The following is an 18462-nucleotide window of genomic DNA, read 5'->3' as shown; positions in this document are numbered from 1 at the left end:
TCGAGTCGCGGTTGACGTTGCAAGTCCCGTGGATGTGGCTATCTTGCGGTCGTCGAGTGATGAACAACGCGATTGAGTGAGGCTAATTTGTCTGCAACGCTATCCGACCGGACCTACCCACCTTTGCCACCGATGCGGTTTTCCAACCGGATCTCGGTCTGGGTGATGATTCTCAAGACGTCGTTGGGTGAGCGATTGGTCTATCGCGGAGACTTTGCCCTGGGAACGCTGATGCGTTTCCTGCCGATCATCACCCAGATTTTTCTGTGGTACGCCGTGTTTGATGCGATCGGCCAAGCAGAGGGCAGTTCACAGAGTCAGATTGGCGGCTTTCGCTTTGCCGACATGGTGGCCTATTACTTGTTGGCGATGGTCGCACGAGCCTTTTCCAGCATGCCGGGATTGGCTTCTGGAATTGCTCAGCAGATTCGCGATGGCGAGATCAAACGCTATTTGATTCAACCGGTCGACTTCATTGCCTTTTTGCTGCTCACTCGGGTGGCGCACAAACTGGCCTATTACGTGATTGCTGTGGCACCGTTTGCCTTGGTGTTTTATTTGGCCCGCGACTACTTCATTGACGGCTGGCCCAGCATCCCGGTGCTACTTGGATTTTGCAGTTCGCTGGTCATGGGCTTTTTGATCGGTTTCTTTTTGGAAGCCGCGATCGGGATGATTGGCTTTTGGTTCCTGGAAGTCACCTCGCTGCTGTTCGTCATGATGCTTTTTAGTTTCTTCCTCTCCGGACACATGTTTCCGCTGACCATGCTGCCGGAGGGCGTTTTAGAGGTGGTCAATTTCTTGCCCTTCAAGTACCTGGCGTATTTCCCAGCCGCCATCTTCCTGGGCAAGATTCCCGAGGACGAACTGGCGTTTGAGCTGTGCATCGAGGCCGCATGGCTGGCCTTCTTCATCGTTTTGTGCCGCTTCGCGTACACACGAGGCATCAAACGCTACAGTGGATTCGGAGGCTAAACCGTGACAGAGTTCTCTCGATACTGGCGGGTCTGGTTGACCTTTGCACGCAACAGCTTGGTGCGTGACATGACATTCCGCATGAACTTCATCCTGCAAGCGGTCAGCAGCTTGGGCTGGACGGCGATGAATGTGGGCTTTTACCTGATCATCTTCCAGCACACCCCCTCGATTGGCGAAGGCACGGGCTGGGACGAAAATCGGTTCTTCCTGTTCATCGCCACCACTTGGTTCATCAATTCGATCATCCAGGCATTCTTTATGCCCAATGCGCAAGAGTTCAGTGAACTGATCCGAACGGGCGGGCTGGACTTTGCGTTGCTCAAGCCGATTGACACTCAATTCTTGATTTCCTTTCGCAAAATCGATTGGAGCCAACTGACCAACTTCTTGGTTGGCCTGGCCATCGCTGCGGTCGCACTGCATCGCCTGGCGAACGATCCCGTGCAACCGATGGTGCCCTCGCCGCTGGCGCTGATTCTGTATGGGGTGTTTGTGATCTGTGGCGTGCTGATCATGTACAGCCTAATGATCACCCTGAGTGCGACCAGTGTGTGGTTGGGCCGCAACCAGTCGCTTTATAACTTCTGGTTTTACATCACCAACTTTAGCCGCTATCCGATGGAAATTTACGATCGCGGCTGGGGCAAACCGCTCTACAGTGTGTTCACGTTTGTGATCCCCATCTTGGTTGTGGTCAATGTTCCGGCCAGAATCTTGGCCATGCCCCTGTCACCCCGAGCAGACTGGGAATGGGGGATCGCGCTCTGGACGGCACTGGTCACCGTGCTTAGCCTGCTGGTGAGCCGCTGGCTGTTTCGCACCAGTTTGAAAAGCTATCGCAGCGCCAGCTCCTAAAAACTCCGCCAGCTCCTAAACCCTTCTGTTCTTCAACCTTCTCCGGCAAACACCACCGTGGCTGATTCCCAAGCGAACGACATTTCCAAAGACATCGTCTGGCACGAACAGAGCATCACGAGGCAACAGCGCGAAGAACTGCTCGGCCAACAGGGCTGCGTGATCTGGTTCACGGGACTTAGCGGCTGTGGCAAAAGCACGATCGCCAATGCACTGGACGCCATGCTGCACAGTCAGGGGCGGGCCTCGGTGCTGCTGGATGGGGACAACGTGCGGCATGGCTTGTGCGCCCCGGCCCCCGTCTTGGCCCCACAGCATGGCCAAGCCTTTGCCGATCGCTTTGGGCTGGGCTTTGGCGAAATCGATCGCCAGGAAAACATCCGCCGAGTCGGCAGCGTGGCGGCGCTGATGGCGACTGCCGGCTTGATCACCTTGACCGCCTTCGTCAGCCCGTACCGGGAAGACCGCGACCGAGCCCGCCAGGTGGTGACGGCCGCTGGAAAGCCGCGTGACTTCATCGAAGTCTTTGTCGACACCCCGCTGGAAATCTGTGAATCTCGGGATCCCAAGGGGCTATACAAAAAGGCTCGCGCCGGAGAGATCGCACATTTCACCGGCATCAGCGCCCCCTACGAACCACCGGAGAGCCCCGAAATTCGGCTCGACGGCGGCAGCGGCCTGAGCGCCGACCAGATGGCCCAGCAAGTGCTGGCCTACCTGCAAGCGTGACGCCCGGCAAAAATGGAGCCTGACGCCACCCACCGCAAAGCGAGACAATCCCCCCCGCCTAAGGACTGGGACGACTTTGCGGATTGCTTAAACTCAGTCGGCGTGGCTTCGCCAAACAAGCTCCGTCAGACGCGGAGACCCGCCAAAATCGGCCGCAATGAATGTATTAATTTGCCGTTGCGTGCTGCTGGCGGAGCGTTAAACTGTGGGCTTGGATTTTCAAAACGAATCAGAAACTGTACGAACAAAATTTATCACATGACGATTTCGAAGCAACGCAAAGCTGAGGTCATCAAAGAGCACGGCGCCAAAGAAGGCGATTCGGGGTCTCCAGAAGTTCAAATCGCGATCCTGACCGAGCGAATCAACGGTTTGACTGAGCACATGCGAACTCACAATAAGGACTATGCGACTCGTCGTGGCCTGCTGGGTTTGGTCAGTCGCCGCCGTCGTTTACTGGATTACGTCCGTGGCGAAGCGCCACAGCGTTATCTGGACATCATCGGCAAATTGGGCATCCGTAAATAGCCCTCCAGCGGCCGCATTGGCGTGACAAGGCTTTGAGCAACGTCGCCCAAGGCGACCCACTGTCATTGCCTACATCGAAGCCAACGCGAGGATTCACCTCGCGTTTCTCTTTGGCGCACGTCTCCACGGCCTTGAACCAATCACCACTTAACCGCGCCCCAACGACGCTTGGCGGTAACGGTTCTTGGTGGTTGAAAATCCGCTAGCGATCTGTTTGGCTAGCAAACCATTCAGCCGCAGGATCCGCCGTTGATTCGGCTTCGAATTTCCCAGACCACGGACCGGTTGGATCTAGTCTCTTTTGCTAGCATCCATTTGCCTCACGTTCGGTTGACCTGATGATGGTCAACTCATTTCGGCTTCACTTGTTCCATCAAGTGGCCAAACAACGTGTTGAATCACCAGTCTCGGCAGCTTGGAAAGATCGAAAAACGATGGTTGCAAGCGTGACCCTGAGATCGCAACGCAATCGGTGACCGCTATGATTTTGAGCACAGTGTCGTGTTCTAGCAGCCAGCTCGGCTGAGCATATCATTTGTCATTGCAGTGACTGAAAACGATCGACGCTTGCCACTGGAAACCCAACACACAAGAAAATTGGTTTCCGCCAGCGTCCTTCAGTCCATGTCTGTAGTTAGAAAAGCAATTAGCTAAATCATTTGTAGTTTGTAGGAAGGTAGAAAAAGTGACTGTAAATAAAATTCGAGTAGAAAAGAAAATCGGCCGTCAGGTGCTGTCGTTTGAAACCGGTCAGTTGGCCAAACAAGCCGCCGGTGCCGTGTTGGTTCAGTATGGTGAAACCGTTGTATTGGTTGCTACGGCAAGCAGCAAGCCACGTCCTGGCATCGATTTCTTTCCCCTGACCTGCGATTATCGCGAGCGATTCGCAGCGGCCGGTAAGTTCCCCGGTGGCTTCCTGAAACGTGAAGGCCGCCCATCGACGAAAGAAATCCTCAGCTCGCGATTGATGGACCGCCCGATCCGCCCCTTGTGGCCCAACGGGTTCATGAACGAAGTCCAAGTTCAAGCATCGGTGGTTGCCAGCGATCAAGAGAACGACGGCGACGTGTTGGCGATGAACGGTGCCGGAGCGGCTCTGCACATCTCTTCCCTGCCCTTCCTGGGCCCAGTGGCTTCGGTTCGTGTTGGTAAAGTTGATGGTGAATTGATCGCCTTCCCAACCAACTCGGATCTGGACGAAAGCGAACTGGACATGATCGTCAGCGGATCGCGCGATCAAGTTGCCATGATCGAAGGCTTCGCCAATGAAATGCCCGAAGATCAAATGCTTGAAGCGATTCGCTTCGCTCACGGTGTGATCCGTGAAGTGATTGAGTTGCAAGAAGAGCTGTACCAAAAAGTCAATCCAACCAAGGACGAGTTCGTCGCTCCCGAAGACGACGGACTGCTGGATCGCCTTAGCGATGCTTATTACGACGAACTCAAGTCGGCCATGCAAACCACCGGCAAGCAAGATCGCGCCGCAGCGGTTAGCGCTGTCGAAGAACGTGCGAAGGGCGAAATCATCCCTGACCCCGACGCAGAAGGCGCCGTTTGCCCCAAACGCTTCCGCACCGTTTGGCATGATCTCGAAGGCAAATTGGCTCGCGACTTGATCGTCGCTGGCACGCGTCCTGATGGCCGCGACAACACCAGCCTCCGTCCTATCCAATGCGAAACCGACGTTCTGCCACGCGTTCACGGCTCAGCCGTCTTCCAACGTGGTGAAACTCAGGCTCTGGTCACCGTGACTCTGGGAACCGCTCGCGATGAGCAACGAGTCGATGGTCTGCACCAAGAATTCAGCAAGAAGTTCATGCTGGATTACAACTTCCCATCCTACAGCGTTGGCGAATGCCGCCCGATCCGCGGCCCTGGTCGTCGTGAAATCGGCCACGGCTGCTTGGCTGAACGCAGTGTCGCCCCCGTGCTGCCCGCTGCGGAAGACTTCCCCTACACCGTGCGTGTGATCAGTGACATCACCGAGTCAAACGGCAGCAGCTCGATGGCCAGCGTCTGTGGTGCCACCTTGGGCTTGATGGCCTCGGGTGTTCCCATCAGCAACCCCGTTGCAGGCATCAGCGTTGGTTTGGTTCGCAACAGCGAAGATGACTTCGTCTTGCTGACCGACATCCTGGGTTCAGAAGATCACTTCGGCGACATGGACTTCAAAATCGCTGGAACTCAAAACGGGATCACCGGCATCCAGCTTGACCTGAAAGTCACCGGGATTAGCGATGAAATCATCAGCGCAACCCTGAAGCAGTCTCGCGGTGCTCGAATCGAAATCCTGCGTAAGATGTTGACGACGATCGCACGCCCTCGTCGCGAAACCGCACCAACAGCACCTCGCTTGCTGCGAACCAAGATCTCACCGGACAAGATCGGTGCTTTGATCGGCCCTGGTGGCAAGAACATTCGCGGTATCCAAGAATCAACCGGCTGCGTGATCGAAGTCGACGATGAAGGAACCGTGCTTGTCGCTGGTAGCGATAAAGAGTCCGCTGCTGAAGCGATGAAGCAAGTGGAAGCCTGCACCGCGACCGTACAGATCGGCAAGATCTACGACGGAATCGTCAGCAGCATCAAGGACTTTGGTGCCTTCGTTGAAATCCTGCCAGGCCGTGACGGCTTGTGCCACATCAGCGAATTGAGCAGCGGCTACATCAGCAGCATCGACAAAGTGGTTCGAGTTGGCGACCCAATGAAGGTTTTGGTCATCGATGTCGATGAGCATGATCGCGTCAAGCTAAGCCGTCGCCAAGCCTTGGAAGAGCTTGGTGAAGAAGACGAAATCGCAGCAGCAGTTGCCGAATCTGGTGACGATCGCGGTGATGACAGTGGCGACGACAATGGCGATGATCGCCCACGCCGTCGTGGTGCCAGTGGCCGTCGTCGTGGCGGACGTGGCGGACGCCGCGACTGATCACCTGTCTACACCGACAACTAAAACAACAAGCCGCCTTTGCCCAAGCAATGGCGGCTTGTTTCATTCTCACCTGACACTTCGCGGCAACGCTTGCCGCTGGCGTGGGCGCGCTTGCCCACACTCGCCCCTGGCGACTGATCCGTTCTATTGCGCCGTCGCGTTTGACAAGAGCTCGATCGTCTGCTCAATCACAGCTTGATCGGACATCAAGAAGCTATGCAAAACGGGGACAACCGTGTGACTGGCGGCCCCGTCTAGCTTGGTTTCTTCGACCTTGACGACAAAGTCTCCATCGCCATCGATTAGCGGATTCTCAATCGGCCCATGGACTTCACCGGCGACGATATGAAAGGGAAACGGTGGTGTCGCTAGATTAGGCTCCAATTCAGCCCAGCGTTTCCCCAGCTCCATGCCCCCTTTTCCGGTCACCCAGGCAAAGACCTTCGTCGGCCCTAGACGTTCGGCGATGATTGCACCCTGGTTGGGCGGCCCCAGCATGACCATTCCCTGACAGCGCGGCAAAATCCCTTTCGGATCACCATCACGCTGCAGGTCGGCCACAAGATGCCTGGTGATGATGTTGCCCATGCTGTGTGCGACAAAGCTAAACGTGTCGTCTTCTGGAAAGGCTTCTAATAGCTCTCGCAAAGCAGCCGCATGGCTGGCAATCGGAGCCCGGGAACTGGCGTAAGTGATCGGCACAGCAACCGAATCGGATGCATCCTCGATCGATGCCGCCATTGACTTCATCGAGCCAGCGGTCCGCATCAATCCGTGTAGCAAAATCACACGGTGCTTGGCGGTGGTGGCCTCTTGTGGCGGGCACAGCGAGACCAGCTTTTGTTCACATTGAACGCGTTTTCCCCAGGCCAGACGGACATTATTGGGATCCAACAACCGCCAGTGCTTGGTCAAGGCGTTCTTCTGCAAACGATAACCATCCTGCCAGCAATGGTCGGTCCAAAACTGGGCCCCACCGGCTGTTTTCATTGGCAGGTTGGGGAACCCGCGACTCTCATCTGCGGTCATCTCGTCAGCTCGGGTCAGGTTCACGGCGGTGGTCAAGCCAATCAGAAAGACGATTGACTGGCAGTTTCGAAGTTTCACAACATTAGTTCTCAAGAAAGGCAAAAATTGCTGTCTGCAAATCAAGAGCCCAAACCAACCGGCGACGCGCGAAAAAAAATAGCTGCACCAAAAGAAAACGGCTGCCACCAGCCAGGCTCCACCGCGGAGCGCCAAGCGCGCGGCGGATCAACACAGCGAATCAGTGTTGCCGATCACAGCCCTGCCGCCGATCACCATGCGGTCACCGATCGCTCCGTGACGAGGTGCTGCCCAGCGGTAACAATCGCGCTGCCGCCCAGCGGCAGACGACCATCTGGATTGCCTAGCGAGGCGAGTTCGAACTACGACGCGAGACGCGTTGTTGGCCACTGCCTAGGTAGCGAGTGGCTTCTTCAGCCACCAGGACCGTTTCACCACTACGAATCTCTGTGCGGAAGCGATGATTGCCTTCGGTTTCCGCTTTAGCAATCACTTTGATGCGAAGCGTCTGACCGGGCTGAATCGCTTTGATCGGGTCCAACAGCACCTGTCCGGTCAAGACGCGACCGGTGTGCCCCTCGATCCGAATCGGCTCAATGCCTTCACTGAACTGAGCGATCACACGAACGGCGTCCGCTTGGCGGCTCCCACGGTTGTTGACCACGATCTCATAAGCGACTTCTGATCCAATCGGTGCCGGTGCGGCAGGGTCCTGAATCGTCATCACCAAGTCAGCGATCGATTCGACGCGAGTGGTCAAGGCGACATAGGTCTTACCGGCCGCAGAGCCCTCCGCAGAGAATTCAATATTATGGTTGCCAGGGGAAGCCATCAAGCACTGGAACTCGTATTCGTGACTGGCTCCTGGAGCCAAGCCATCAACGGTCCAGAACAGTGTATTGCCCTGTTGCTGAGCACCTTGAATGCCACCGCTGTAACGAACACCCGCGGGCAACTTCAAGGTCGCTTGGACGTTCTGGCTGACGGCGTTGCCTTGGTTGGTCAATTCCAGCAAGTAGGCACCGCTGGAGTCTTGATAGCGCAACTCTGGTCCCGCCAGAGCAGACTCCAAACGAGCTGCTGTGACCCGAATGTTTTTCTCTGCGTTGGACTTGAGCCCCAACGGTGACGACGCCAGACCACTGATCTTGAGGTCGCCCATGTCCTGAGCAGTCAACTCGATTTCAAACTGAGCTTCTTTCCCACTGGGAATGTCACCAATCGGTTGCGACTGGGCTGACGATGATTCGGGTGACAACGTGAACATGACATCCGATGCGATTCCATTGCCGGGGTTCATCACGCGAACGCGATAGGTTTGCGACTGCCCGTAGACAACCTCTTCTGGACCATCAATCACCAGCTGCAACTCGGGCTGCTTGACTTCAATGCTGGTCACACTCTGTTGTGGCACCAATGTCCAATCAATGTCCAATCCATGGACGCCGCCAGCAAAGGCTTGCAACTGGAGGTTCAGCGATTGAGACGTCCCGGCAGGCAGCGAGGGCAGGATCCAAACCATTCGTTCCTGGCCATCAACCTGCTGCTTTTCAACCGTGCCGATCGTGCTGCGATGATCTTTGATTTTCGCCCAGTCTGGAACCAGTGCGCGAACCATGATCCCGCTGGCGTCAATCGAACCGCGGTTTTCAACGCGAATCTCGAAGGGCTGAGCTTCATGAATGAGCACACTTGATGGCCCCACCGTGACAACCCGTAAACCTGGAAGTTCGGAGCTCACGCTGTTGCGACCACTTCGCATTTGGTTGCTGACCTGTCGATTCACTGGCGCCGCTGAGGCACGCAGCGGCGTGCCGCTTGCCTGACTGGGCCGAGACGTCGCACGATGCAAGTCGCTGCTGGTGGATCCGGCGGCAACCGTTTGAGCTGGTGGCCGTGCAGCGTTGGCCGTGCTTCGCAGTGGCGAAGTGGGGAAGCTGGACGGAGCTGGCTGAGCGCCCGAGGCTGGCAGCGGAGGTGTCGTGGACTGTGCTGTGCGAGTAGGGTTTGGCAACGCCTGATGCTGCGAAACAGGGATCGCAGCGGGTCGTCCTGACAAGCCAGATCCAATGGGCGCCGACGCGGTACGGAATGTATTGGGAGCCGACGGCGCTGGTTGGGTCGTCGCAAGTTCAGCCGATCGCGGCGCGTTGGAAACTGGCGCGACAGGGATCGCAGGCTGCGAAGACGTGCCAACCGGACCGGCTGGGGGATTCGGTGACAGGCCGCCCATCGCAGGTGTCGATCGCGGCGGTGTCATTTGTGCAACTGTCGATTGCGCTGCAGGTGGCTGTCCCAATTGTGACTGCGCGGTACCCACTGGTTGGCGTCGCGAGCTGGATTGATTCTCGCTGGGCATCGCCCCGCTAGCGACATCCATCGCAGCGGGCGATTGCGTGGGAACCTCGGCAGTCGGCTTCGCAACCACAGCCTTAGCCGGAGTCGTCGTTGCCGTTGGCTGGGTTGACTTTGACGTGACGGCCGCGACTTGCTTGCGTTCAACCTTTGGGCTTGCCGCGGCGGGACGTTGACTGGCGGACTTGGAAGCCACCATATCAGAGAGGTCCAACTTCGGCACACTGCGCCGACCGCTTCGCCGGCTACTGGAAAGCGGTGACAGGACCTCCACCTGATGGCGTTCGACTTTGACCGGCACCGATTCAGTCATCGAATTTCTTCGACGACTGGAAACAGCAATGGCTTCGGTGGCTTGTTCTGCCGGTCGATCAATGGGCTTGCGCGACACAGCTTCCAATGAAGGCGGTGTCGGCAGGCTTTGACGGCTCGATGAATTGGCGGACGAAGATGGGGGATTGGACCGCGCGATTTTTTCGTTTGGCTGAGTGTCTTGCAAGCTCTTGGGCGATGTGATTTGCGCTTCGCCTGGTTTCGGATCACGCAACGGCGTCGCACCGGAAGTGTCCTTGGCAACGCGTGAGCGAGCTTCGTGATAGGGAATCCCATCCCAGTTCACAACCACAGGCGCCTTGGTCGCAACAGGCGGTGCCTTGGTGGTCGAAGGCTTGGCCTTTTCTTTCCCACCGAACAAACCACCTAAGAAACCTGGCCCACCGCTGGTGCTGCGCGACGGCTGGTTCGACGACCGAGCTGACTGCGAACCGGTTGCTTGCTGTGAACTGGCTTGCGAGGTACTCGCTGGAGTTCGCGATTGACCTGCTGATCGCGCACCGGAAACCTGCCGAATGCCCTCCCCAGAGAGCGGTGTTCCGCCCTGGTGAATAGCGTGTTGCACTGCACCCACCGGCTGATGAGTTCCAGCGGCGGTGACCGACTTAGAACCAGCGGTTGGAGCAGCGGACAACCGAACTTGCCCCTGATTGGCAACGACCGCCAGCGATGGTTGGTCGGCCATGGCGGGACCACATGCCAGCAGTGGCTGAGCCAACATGGCAGCAAGGGAAAGTCGGGTAGCGATTTGTTTGAAGTGACCGCGCGGCATGCGTTCGTCTCACAATGTGCGTATCGAGAATGCGTCAATCTCGATATCGGAACGCATGGATTACTAGTTGAGTAGAATTTGTCGGTTGTGCCGAATTGTCCTGTGTTATCATTTATGTTGGGACTTGTTTCACGCCCAGTTTCACAGCCAATCTGCGACCGTTGAGCTACAAAACACGTTCAACGAGCACCTTGACGTCCTGCAAACCCGGCCCCCACCAGCCACTGCTTGGCAGGTCTTTTACAGCCTGACGGGTCTAAAACTGCAGCGATTACAACGTGGAATCGTTGTGCACGCCTTCCGCGCTGTGACATTGAACTTCACAGATTAACCGTTCCCCGATTTATTCTTACGACGCCAGCAGGAACTCCCCACCATGCGACTTGCCGCTTCCTTTCCTCATCTCCTTCTGACAACCTTTCTTTCCGTTGCGATGACTCTTGCATCCCCCTTTGAAGATTCTTCCGCTGAAGCTCAACAGAACAGTGCTTCAATGGTTGACGTTTGGTTTGGCACCTCCACTCCACGCAACGGATTAAGTAAAGGCATTTACCATGGCAGATTCGATCCTCAAACGGGTCAACTGAAAGGAATTTCTTTGGCTGCAGAACTGAGCAGCCCAGGATTTTTAGCCAAACATCCCAGCGGCAAAATGCTGTATGCCGTTGGCAGCGAAAACGGCACCGCGTCCGTCGTCGCCTACCGCATCGAGGGAGCCAAACTGACCAAAGACAGCAGCGTGCCGATCGGCGATGGTGGATCGGCTCACGTCGCGGTCAGTCGTGACGGGAAGGTCGTGTTGACCGCTCAGTACGGCGCCGGCTCGACAGCGTGTTTTCAACTGGATGAAAATGGCAGCCTGCTCCAGCGCAGCGATCTACAAAAACAAGGTCCCGGATCAGGCGTGGTGGGACGACGCCAGGACAGTTCGCACGCGCACTGGTGTGGCACCTCACCGGACAACCGGTTTGTGTTTGTGCCCGACCTGGGAATGGACAAAGTGGTGATCTATCGCCTTGAAAGTGACAACGGCAAACTGACGCCCCATGGCTTTGGAAACTGCCCAGCCGGTGGTGGCCCCAGACACATGAAATTCAGCCCTGACGGAAGCAAAATCTATGTTCTCAACGAGCTGGCGCTATCGATCACAACCTTTGACTACGATGCCAAAGCGGGCACGATGACGCCGATCCAAACGGTGCAAACACTCGACGATGAAACCAAAGCAGGTGAAGTCTTTAACAGTGCCTCGGAGATCCGAGTGCATCCCAGCGGCAACTATGTGTACTCCGCCAATCGCGGCAATGACTCGATCAGCGTGTTTCGTGTGTCCAAGGACACGGGAAAGCTGACCAGGATTCAAGTTCAAGCCTTGCATGGCGCCTGGCCACGCAACTTTAACCTCGATCCGTCGGGTCACTGGTTGCTTGCCGCGGGCAAGAAAACGAATTCGGTAACGATCTTTCAAATCAACCCAGACACCGGCATGCTGCAATACACCGGCAATCCCGTCTTTGTTCCACAGTCCATCTGTGTGTTGTTCTAAGCCAGCAATTCGACCGCTTGTCTGCTTTATTCAGACGCGGCTGCGACCTGGGCCATGAATGCCTCAGCCGAGCGTGTATTGACCACGTCGGCGGCGGTCAGTCCACCGCGCCGCGCCTGCTTGATCCCGTACGGCATGACTTCAAAACCATACGTACTGTGTGCGTCGGTGCTGATCACGATGCCGATGCCCAACCGCTTGGCCATGGCTAAATGAACCTCATTGAGGTCCAAACGAGCGGGATTGGCGTTCAATTCTAGCAGCGTCCCAGATTCCAGGGCCGCTTGCATGACGGCTTCCATGTCAACTTCATAGGGTGGCCGACGATTGATCAAACGGCCCGTTGGATGTGCAACACAGTCAACGTGCGGATTGTTGATCGCACCCACGATACGATCGGTGATTTGCTGACGGCTTTGACGCTGCCCGTAGTGAACACTTGCCAGCACCCAATCGGCCTGGGACAAGACATCATCGGGCAAGTCCATCCCCCCGGCTTCCAGAATATCGCACTCAATCCCCTTAAAGATTTCCAAGCGACCTTCATATTCGGGACGCAACTGGTCAATCATCTCCCACTGTTCGAGCAGTCGTTCAGAGTCCAAGCCTCGGGCCATGGAAACGCGCTGGCTGTGATCGGTGATCGCGATGTACTGCAAGCCTCGTTCAATCGCAGCATCAGCCATTTCACGCAGCGTGTTTTGTCCATCGGTGGCCGTGGTGTGCATGTGCATGTCACCGAGCACCTCTTGCGTCTCAATTAACGGGGACGGTTCGGTTTGCTCCACCCACTGAAACTCCAAGCGATCCTCGCGCAGTTCCGGCGGAATCCAGGGCAACCCCACCGCTGCGTAAACGTCCTGCTCAGTCGCTCCGGCAACCATGGTGTCATCGTCGACACGAAAGACGCCGTATTCATTGACCTTCAAGCCTTGTTTCTTGGCCAGCCGACGAACGTGAACATTGTGCGCTTGCGAGCCGGTGAAATACTGCAATGCTGCGCCGAACTGGTTGGCTTCCACACAGCGCATGTCAACTTGAAAGGCTTTGTTGACACGAATGCTGATTTTGGTTTCCCCGCGGCCGATGGTCTGAGTGCGCTGGGAGTAGGCTTCAAAGTGATCCATCGCCGCTTGGCGATCTTCAGCAACGACCAATAAATCCAGATCGCCTACCGTGTCACGCCCACGACGATAAGAGCCGGCCCAGCACATCTCGGCGATACCAGCACCGTCCCTCATGTGCTGTTCAATCGACGCAGCCAACTGATCGCCTTTGGACCAAAAGATTCGCTCAGCAGCTTGTTCAGCGATCGAGAGACCACCCAAGATGGACTCGGCGGTTTTCTTGCCGAACCCTTTCAAGCCAGCGACTCGGCCGTCTTTACAAGCCTCACGCAATTGATCCAAGGATTCGATGCCAAGCTCATCGTGCAAACGAGCTGCCTTCTTGGCGCCCAGCCCGGGGATCCCGGACATTTGCATCAAAACCTCTGGGACTTCGCCGCGCAGCTTCTCCAGCTGAGGAAGCGTCCCCGTTTCCAAGAGCACCGTGGTCTTATCAACCAGTGTTTTGCCGATCCCAGGGAGGTCAGAGAGTTTGCGATTTGGATCGGCAACAATTTGCGCGACCGGTTCTGCCAGATCACGAATGGCTTTGGCACCTTGGCGATAGGCGCGAATGCGAAAGGGGTTTTCGCCTTTGAACTCCAATAACTCGGCCAACTCATCAAACACGTTGGCGATTTTGTTGTTATCCATCAGCGAGCATTCAATCCTAAATCAAATCAGGTGGAACGCGCCCCGCTGTTAAACAACCCCGTGCCAACCGGTTGCCTGGCTTCGGTGGTCGCAGGCAGTGGAGGCGCCTGGAGGGAGTCTTGGTTTGTGTTCACAGCAGGTTGCTTGGGAGCGATCCCGATCGGACGCAAACGACTGTAGTTTTGCCACTGTTGCTTGTTGGCAGGTTGCCGGACAACATTCTGTGACGCATTTGCTGGCGGGCGGACGGCTGTCTCGAAGTTCGCTTGCTGGTTCGGACGTCCAGCCGCTTGCTCATTCGCTGCGGTCCAGCCAGAGGACTGACGAATTTGCTCAGTCGCTCCACCATAGGACCGGGCCGTCCCGGTACGAGGCGCGTTCGGCTGAACTCCCATCGGCTGGGTGGTCGTGTAACTGGACGATTGAGGCAAATTGCCAAAGCCTGATGTCACGCGGCCGTTCCATTGTAACGGCTTGGGCTCGGACGCAGAATCGGTGGTGCTTGGTAACGCAGGTGTGCTGCCCTGGCTGCCAGAACCCTGGCTGCCAGAACCCTGGCTGCTAGAACCATGGCCGTCCGCTTCAGGTGCTGGTCGCTGTAGCTGGATCGATGGAGCTTGCAGCGGGCGGTTGTCGTTCGGGTCGCTGCCAGTCAGTGGGGCGACGTTGTTTCCAGCCGGCCCGTAAGTTGACGGGATGGATGTGGGAATCGGCGCAACGCTGCTTCCCCAGGCACCCGTTGTTGTGCCACTGACGGTGCTAATGTTGCAGTTATTGCAAGCTGGTGCTGGCGCCGCCATCACGGGAGCCGAGACACTGTAAGGATTCTGCTGAATCTGTGTGACAGTCGATGTACACGGCATCTGCACCGTTGTAGGCGCTCCGGTGACGGGACTGTAAACCGTTTGCGGGCGATAGTAAGTCACCGGCGCCGAGTAAGTTGACGGACGATAAGCCGTTTGCTGAGATCCACCGCTAAACATGCGACAAAACCGCTTGAAGCAACTTTCCTGCTTGGGCGGTTGATAGGCAGTCACCATGGGCTGAGTCACCACGGGCTGATAGGCGGTCACGGTTGTTGGGTAGGCGTTACCGACTGGCCCGGTCGCGGGCATCAACGATGTCTGCTGAACCATGGGAGCCGCCATTGGCTGCATCGTGGTTGTTGTCAGCGGAACTCCGACTGCACTTCCGTAATAGGTGGAATACAACGGTGACGGGGCCTGCAAGGCGACAACAGGTGCTGAAATGGAGGGACGTGCCGCGTAATACGATCCAGCAACGGGTGCGTAACCAGCAACAGGCACCGAATAAGCCGTCACTGGCGGCTTGGCTGCTGAGCGTCCAAAGAGACGACATTGCGCCATCGCGGTCGAACTGACGACGGTGCAGCTGACCATCAGCGCGATCACTCGCGTGCAGGATCGGAGCATGAGTTGTGACGAGTTCCCGTGAAACAGTCGCATCGCATTTTCCCAAATGGGCATGATTGAAAGGGATTGATTCCGGCAACCGACCGTCGCCGACGGCCACCCCAGTTGCGTTCCCGAGCACCCCGCATCCACGGCCCGTCAACTGGTGCCGGTCGCTATGGGGGGGCGATGGTTGCGGAATCTCCACAATTGTTAGTGTAGAAATTGACGATGCAGATAGGTTTCCGTCAAACGGAATCCTGAAGGAACTTTCACGTTTGGGAAGCCATTCAGGCAGCCAGCAACCGATTGTGAGGAACCGGCAGTTTGTGCCGTCTGAGCCAGCAACCGAAACCGTTGGCACCGCGCGAGGCTTCTAAGCAACATGCCCTTGGCAAGACGATCGACGTCAGACCCTCTTGACCTGCCTGAGAGGCGCTGCATGGAGACGCTGCATGGAGGCACCGGCAACCACCCATCCGAGCGGAGTCGGATCTGCACATTTCGCAGAGTCCTCAGGGCCGATTTCACTTCACGCTGCCAAGCTGACAGCAAGCGGATCAGACGACACGGATTCTGACAAACCAGCGTGGTAATTTCTTTCCCGCCCTGGCGGATGACTGCGGAATCGTCAACAATTCCCCCGAACTGCCTGCCCGCCGTCAGAATCTTGAGCGGTTGAAATCAGTTTTTTTCCCGCCAGAGTCTGCCCTTGGCACGCAGATTGCTCTGGGTGCGGAACTGTTTACCAAACTGTCATTCCGTCGCGATGTCTTGCTTGACGGCGAAACTGCCCCTCAGAGGTGAGAATTCACCTCCCCATCGGTAGTCCCGCCACACCACCTACATCGCGCCAAATGAAGACAGCATCTGGATTCGGTTGCAGCGAACGACAGCCTCTGTTCGCTGGGCCCGATCGCATGCCGACCGTTTTGGCGGTTGGCAAGATGCAGACCAAACACGCTTTACATCCCTCGGCGACTGACAATCGTTCGAGTTTTCATCCACTTCCCCGTTTTAATCAGGTGCTCACTTGGATCGGCTCGGCCAATGCGTTGGTCAGCGCCTTCAGGTGAAACCGTTGCAAATCACAGGAGTATCAACGTCGTGGCAAAGCAAATCGTTTTCGACGACGACGCCCGCGGGCCTCTGTTGTCCGGCGTCAGCAAACTAGCACGAGCCGTTAAGAGCACGCTTGGCCCTCGCGGCCGCAATGCTGTTCTTGACAAAGGCTGGGGATCACCCAAAGTCACCAAAGATGGCGTGACCGTAGCGGAAGACATCGAGCTTGATGATCCCTACGAAAACTTGGGCGCACAACTTGTTAAGGAAGCGGCCAGCAAGACAAACGATGTCGCTGGCGATGGCACCACCACCGCAACGCTGTTGGCCGAAGCCATTTACCGTGAAGGCCTGAAAATGGTTGCCACGGGTGCTGACCCAATGGCTTTGTCTCGCGGTATCAGCAAAGCGGTTGAAACCGTTTCGGTCCAGATCGCCAAGATCGCCAAGCCCGTCAACGAGAAAAGCAAGAGTGAAATCAAGCAAGTTGCCACCATCGCTGGTAACAACGATCCCGCGATCGGCGACGTTCTAGCCAAAGCCTTCACCAAGGTTGGCAAAAACGGCGTCATCACGGTCGAAGAAGGCCGCTCCAACGAAACCTATGTGGACTTTGTTGAGGGCATGCAATTCGATCGTGGTTTCTTGTCGCCTCACTTCGTGACCGATCAAGACTCGGTCAGCGTTGAGCTGGAAAACTGCTACATCTTGCTGTTCGAAGAAAAGATCAGCAACAACAAGAAGCTGATTCCTCTGCTAGAAGCAATCAGCAAAGAGAAAAAGCCTCTGCTTGTCATCGCAGAAGACGTTGAAGGCGAAGCACTGGCAACTTTGGTTGTCAACAAGATGCGTGGCATCATCTCTGCCGCTGCTGTGAAGGCACCTGGCTACGGCGATCGCCGCAAAGCCATCATGGGTGACATCGCGACACTGACCGGTGGCAAAGCGATCTTCAAAGACTTGGGAATCGATCTGGAAAGCGTCAAGCTTTCTGACCTCGGTAAAGCCAAGAAGATCCACATCAGCAGCGACAACACCACCATCGTTGGTGGCGCTGGCAAGAAGGTAGACATCGAAGGCCGCGTCGAGCAAATTCGTCGCGAGATCGAGCTAACCGATAGCGACTACGATCGCGAAAAGCTGCAAGAGCGTCTGGCCAAACTCGCTGGTGGCGTTGCTCAGATCAACGTCGGTGCCGCAACGGAAACCGAAATGAAAGAGCGTAAAGCTCTGATCGACGACGCTCGCGCTGCGACGCAAGCTGCGTTGGAAGAAGGCATCGTTCCTGGTGGCGGCACAACCTTGCTGCGTTGCCGTCCAGCGATTGAAAAGCTGGCCAAGGAAACCGAAGGCGATCAGCAACTCGGTGTTCGCATCATCCAAAACGTGCTGGACCAACCGCTTCGCACCATCGCCGGTAACGCTGGCTTGGACGGAGCTGTGGTTGTCAATCGCGTTTCTCAGTTGAAAGGCAAAACCGAAGGCTACGACGCCAACGCAGAAAAGTACTGCGACTTGCTGGCCGCCGGGATCGTTGACCCCGCCAAAGTTGTTCGCACCTCACTGGCCAACGCCGCCAGTGTTGCCGCCTTGCTGCTGACCACGGAATCACTGATCACTGAGATTCCCGTCGAAGAAGAAGAAGGTGGCCACGACCACCATCACGACCATGGCATGGGCGGCGGAATGCCCGGCATGGGTGGCGGAATGCCAGGCATGGGTGGTATGGGCGGAATGCCCGGCATGATGTAAGCCGCTGCAGCGACCAAACACTTCGCGGCAAGCGCCTGGCACTTGCCGCGATCAACCAACATAAACCCAACCTTACACACTCTTAATCGAAACCGAATTAAACATGGCTGATTTGAAATTGCGTCCCCTGGATGATCGCGTCGTTGTTCAACCACTTGAAGCAGAAGAAACCACTGCAGGCGGCATCGTCCTGCCCGATTCAGCAAAAGAAAAGCCACAACGTGGCACCGTCGTCGCGGTTGGCCCTGGCAGACTTCTCGAAAGCGGCAACCGTGGCGAAGTCAGCGTTGCCCTTGGCGACCTGGTCATCTACGGCCGCTACGGCGGCAGCGACATCGAAGTCGACGGTCAGGAAATGAAGATCCTTCGTGAGAGCGATATCCTCGCCAAGCTTCTCTAGCCGT

At 56.5% G+C, this 18462-nt stretch carries 12 protein-coding genes; 8 read left to right on the top strand and 4 right to left on the bottom strand.

The window, feature by feature from the left end; translation table 11 throughout:
- Positions 1 to 132 precede the first annotated feature (132 nt).
- From SV7mr_RS03775 to SV7mr_RS03755, 5 genes are all read left to right on the top strand, one after another.
- A complete protein-coding gene (locus SV7mr_RS03775) occupies positions 133 to 975 on the top strand; it encodes an ABC transporter permease (RefSeq protein WP_145277993.1) in 843 nt (280 codons plus the stop codon).
- 3 nt (positions 976 to 978) lie between these two features.
- The gene (locus SV7mr_RS03770; protein WP_419188053.1) at positions 979 to 1833 is read left to right on the top strand and encodes an ABC transporter permease; all 855 of its coding nucleotides are present in this window, start codon (positions 979 to 981) and stop codon (positions 1831 to 1833) included.
- Positions 1834 to 1890: 57 nt separating this feature from the next.
- The gene (gene cysC / locus SV7mr_RS03765; RefSeq protein ID WP_419188052.1) at positions 1891 to 2562 is read left to right on the top strand and encodes an adenylyl-sulfate kinase; all 672 of its coding nucleotides are present in this window, start codon (positions 1891 to 1893) and stop codon (positions 2560 to 2562) included.
- Between the two features lie 258 nt (positions 2563 to 2820).
- Positions 2821 to 3090, top strand: coding sequence for a 30S ribosomal protein S15 (gene rpsO / locus SV7mr_RS03760; protein WP_145269366.1), 270 nt, complete (start codon positions 2821 to 2823; stop codon positions 3088 to 3090).
- Positions 3091 to 3775: 685 nt separating this feature from the next.
- Positions 3776 to 6016, top strand: a complete 2241-nt coding sequence (locus tag SV7mr_RS03755; protein WP_145269364.1) for a polyribonucleotide nucleotidyltransferase — start codon at positions 3776 to 3778, stop codon at positions 6014 to 6016.
- Between the two features lie 147 nt (positions 6017 to 6163).
- Here SV7mr_RS03755 and SV7mr_RS03750 read toward each other — a convergent pair whose 3' ends face one another.
- Both SV7mr_RS03750 and SV7mr_RS03745 read right to left on the bottom strand, forming a co-directional pair.
- Positions 6164 to 7126 (bottom strand): esterase/lipase family protein, encoded by a 963-nt coding sequence (locus SV7mr_RS03750; protein WP_145269362.1) that lies wholly within the window; start codon positions 7124 to 7126, stop codon positions 6164 to 6166.
- 283 nt (positions 7127 to 7409) lie between these two features.
- Positions 7410 to 10526 carry a DUF11 domain-containing protein gene (locus SV7mr_RS03745; protein WP_145269360.1) on the bottom strand — a complete coding sequence of 1039 codons (3117 nt, stop codon included), beginning with the start codon at positions 10524 to 10526 and terminating at the stop codon, positions 7410 to 7412.
- 433 nt (positions 10527 to 10959) lie between these two features.
- Between SV7mr_RS03745 and SV7mr_RS03740 the strand changes: the two genes are divergently transcribed.
- Complete coding sequence (locus SV7mr_RS03740) at positions 10960 to 12072, top strand: lactonase family protein (protein WP_419188051.1); 1113 nt, start codon at positions 10960 to 10962, stop codon at positions 12070 to 12072.
- Between the two features lie 26 nt (positions 12073 to 12098).
- Here SV7mr_RS03740 and polX read toward each other — a convergent pair whose 3' ends face one another.
- Positions 12099 to 13832, bottom strand: coding sequence for a DNA polymerase/3'-5' exonuclease PolX (gene polX / locus SV7mr_RS03735; RefSeq protein WP_145269356.1), 1734 nt, complete (start codon positions 13830 to 13832; stop codon positions 12099 to 12101).
- A gap of 26 nt (positions 13833 to 13858) precedes the next feature.
- Entirely contained in the window at positions 13859 to 15298 is a 1440-nt protein-coding gene (locus tag SV7mr_RS03730) for a hypothetical protein (RefSeq protein ID WP_145269354.1), read from the bottom strand.
- 1053 nt (positions 15299 to 16351) lie between these two features.
- Here SV7mr_RS03730 and groL point away from each other — a divergent pair.
- The gene (groL, locus tag SV7mr_RS03725) at positions 16352 to 18058 is read left to right on the top strand and encodes a chaperonin GroEL (protein ID WP_145269353.1); all 1707 of its coding nucleotides are present in this window, start codon (positions 16352 to 16354) and stop codon (positions 18056 to 18058) included.
- A gap of 103 nt (positions 18059 to 18161) precedes the next feature.
- On the top strand, positions 18162 to 18458 hold the full coding sequence (locus tag SV7mr_RS03720; RefSeq protein ID WP_145269350.1) for a co-chaperone GroES: 297 nt from the start codon (positions 18162 to 18164) through the stop codon (positions 18456 to 18458).
- The last annotated feature ends 4 nt before the right edge of the window (positions 18459 to 18462 follow it).

Origin of the sequence: Stieleria bergensis, from assembly GCA_007745635.1 — a bacterium.
GTDB classification, from domain to species: Bacteria; Planctomycetota; Planctomycetia; order Pirellulales; family Pirellulaceae; genus Stieleria; species Stieleria bergensis.
This window is presented reverse-complemented; position numbering and strand designations above follow the sequence as displayed.

What these genes read in the sequence shown, in the direction of transcription:
- SV7mr_RS03720 (WP_145269350.1), top strand. Translation starts at nt 18,162, where the DNA reads ATGGCTGATTTGAAATTGCGTCCCCTGGATGATCGCGTCGTTGTTCAA.
- SV7mr_RS03775 (WP_145277993.1), top strand. Translation starts at nt 133, where the DNA reads ATGCGGTTTTCCAACCGGATCTCGGTCTGGGTGATGATTCTCAAGACG.
- SV7mr_RS03740 (WP_419188051.1), top strand. Translation starts at nt 10,960, where the DNA reads ATGACTCTTGCATCCCCCTTTGAAGATTCTTCCGCTGAAGCTCAACAG.
- rpsO (WP_145269366.1), top strand. Translation starts at nt 2,821, where the DNA reads ATGACGATTTCGAAGCAACGCAAAGCTGAGGTCATCAAAGAGCACGGC.
- SV7mr_RS03730 (WP_145269354.1), bottom strand. Translation starts at nt 15,298, where the DNA reads ATGCGACTGTTTCACGGGAACTCGTCACAACTCATGCTCCGATCCTGC.
- polX (WP_145269356.1), bottom strand. Translation starts at nt 13,832, where the DNA reads ATGGATAACAACAAAATCGCCAACGTGTTTGATGAGTTGGCCGAGTTA.
- SV7mr_RS03745 (WP_145269360.1), bottom strand. Translation starts at nt 10,526, where the DNA reads ATGCCGCGCGGTCACTTCAAACAAATCGCTACCCGACTTTCCCTTGCT.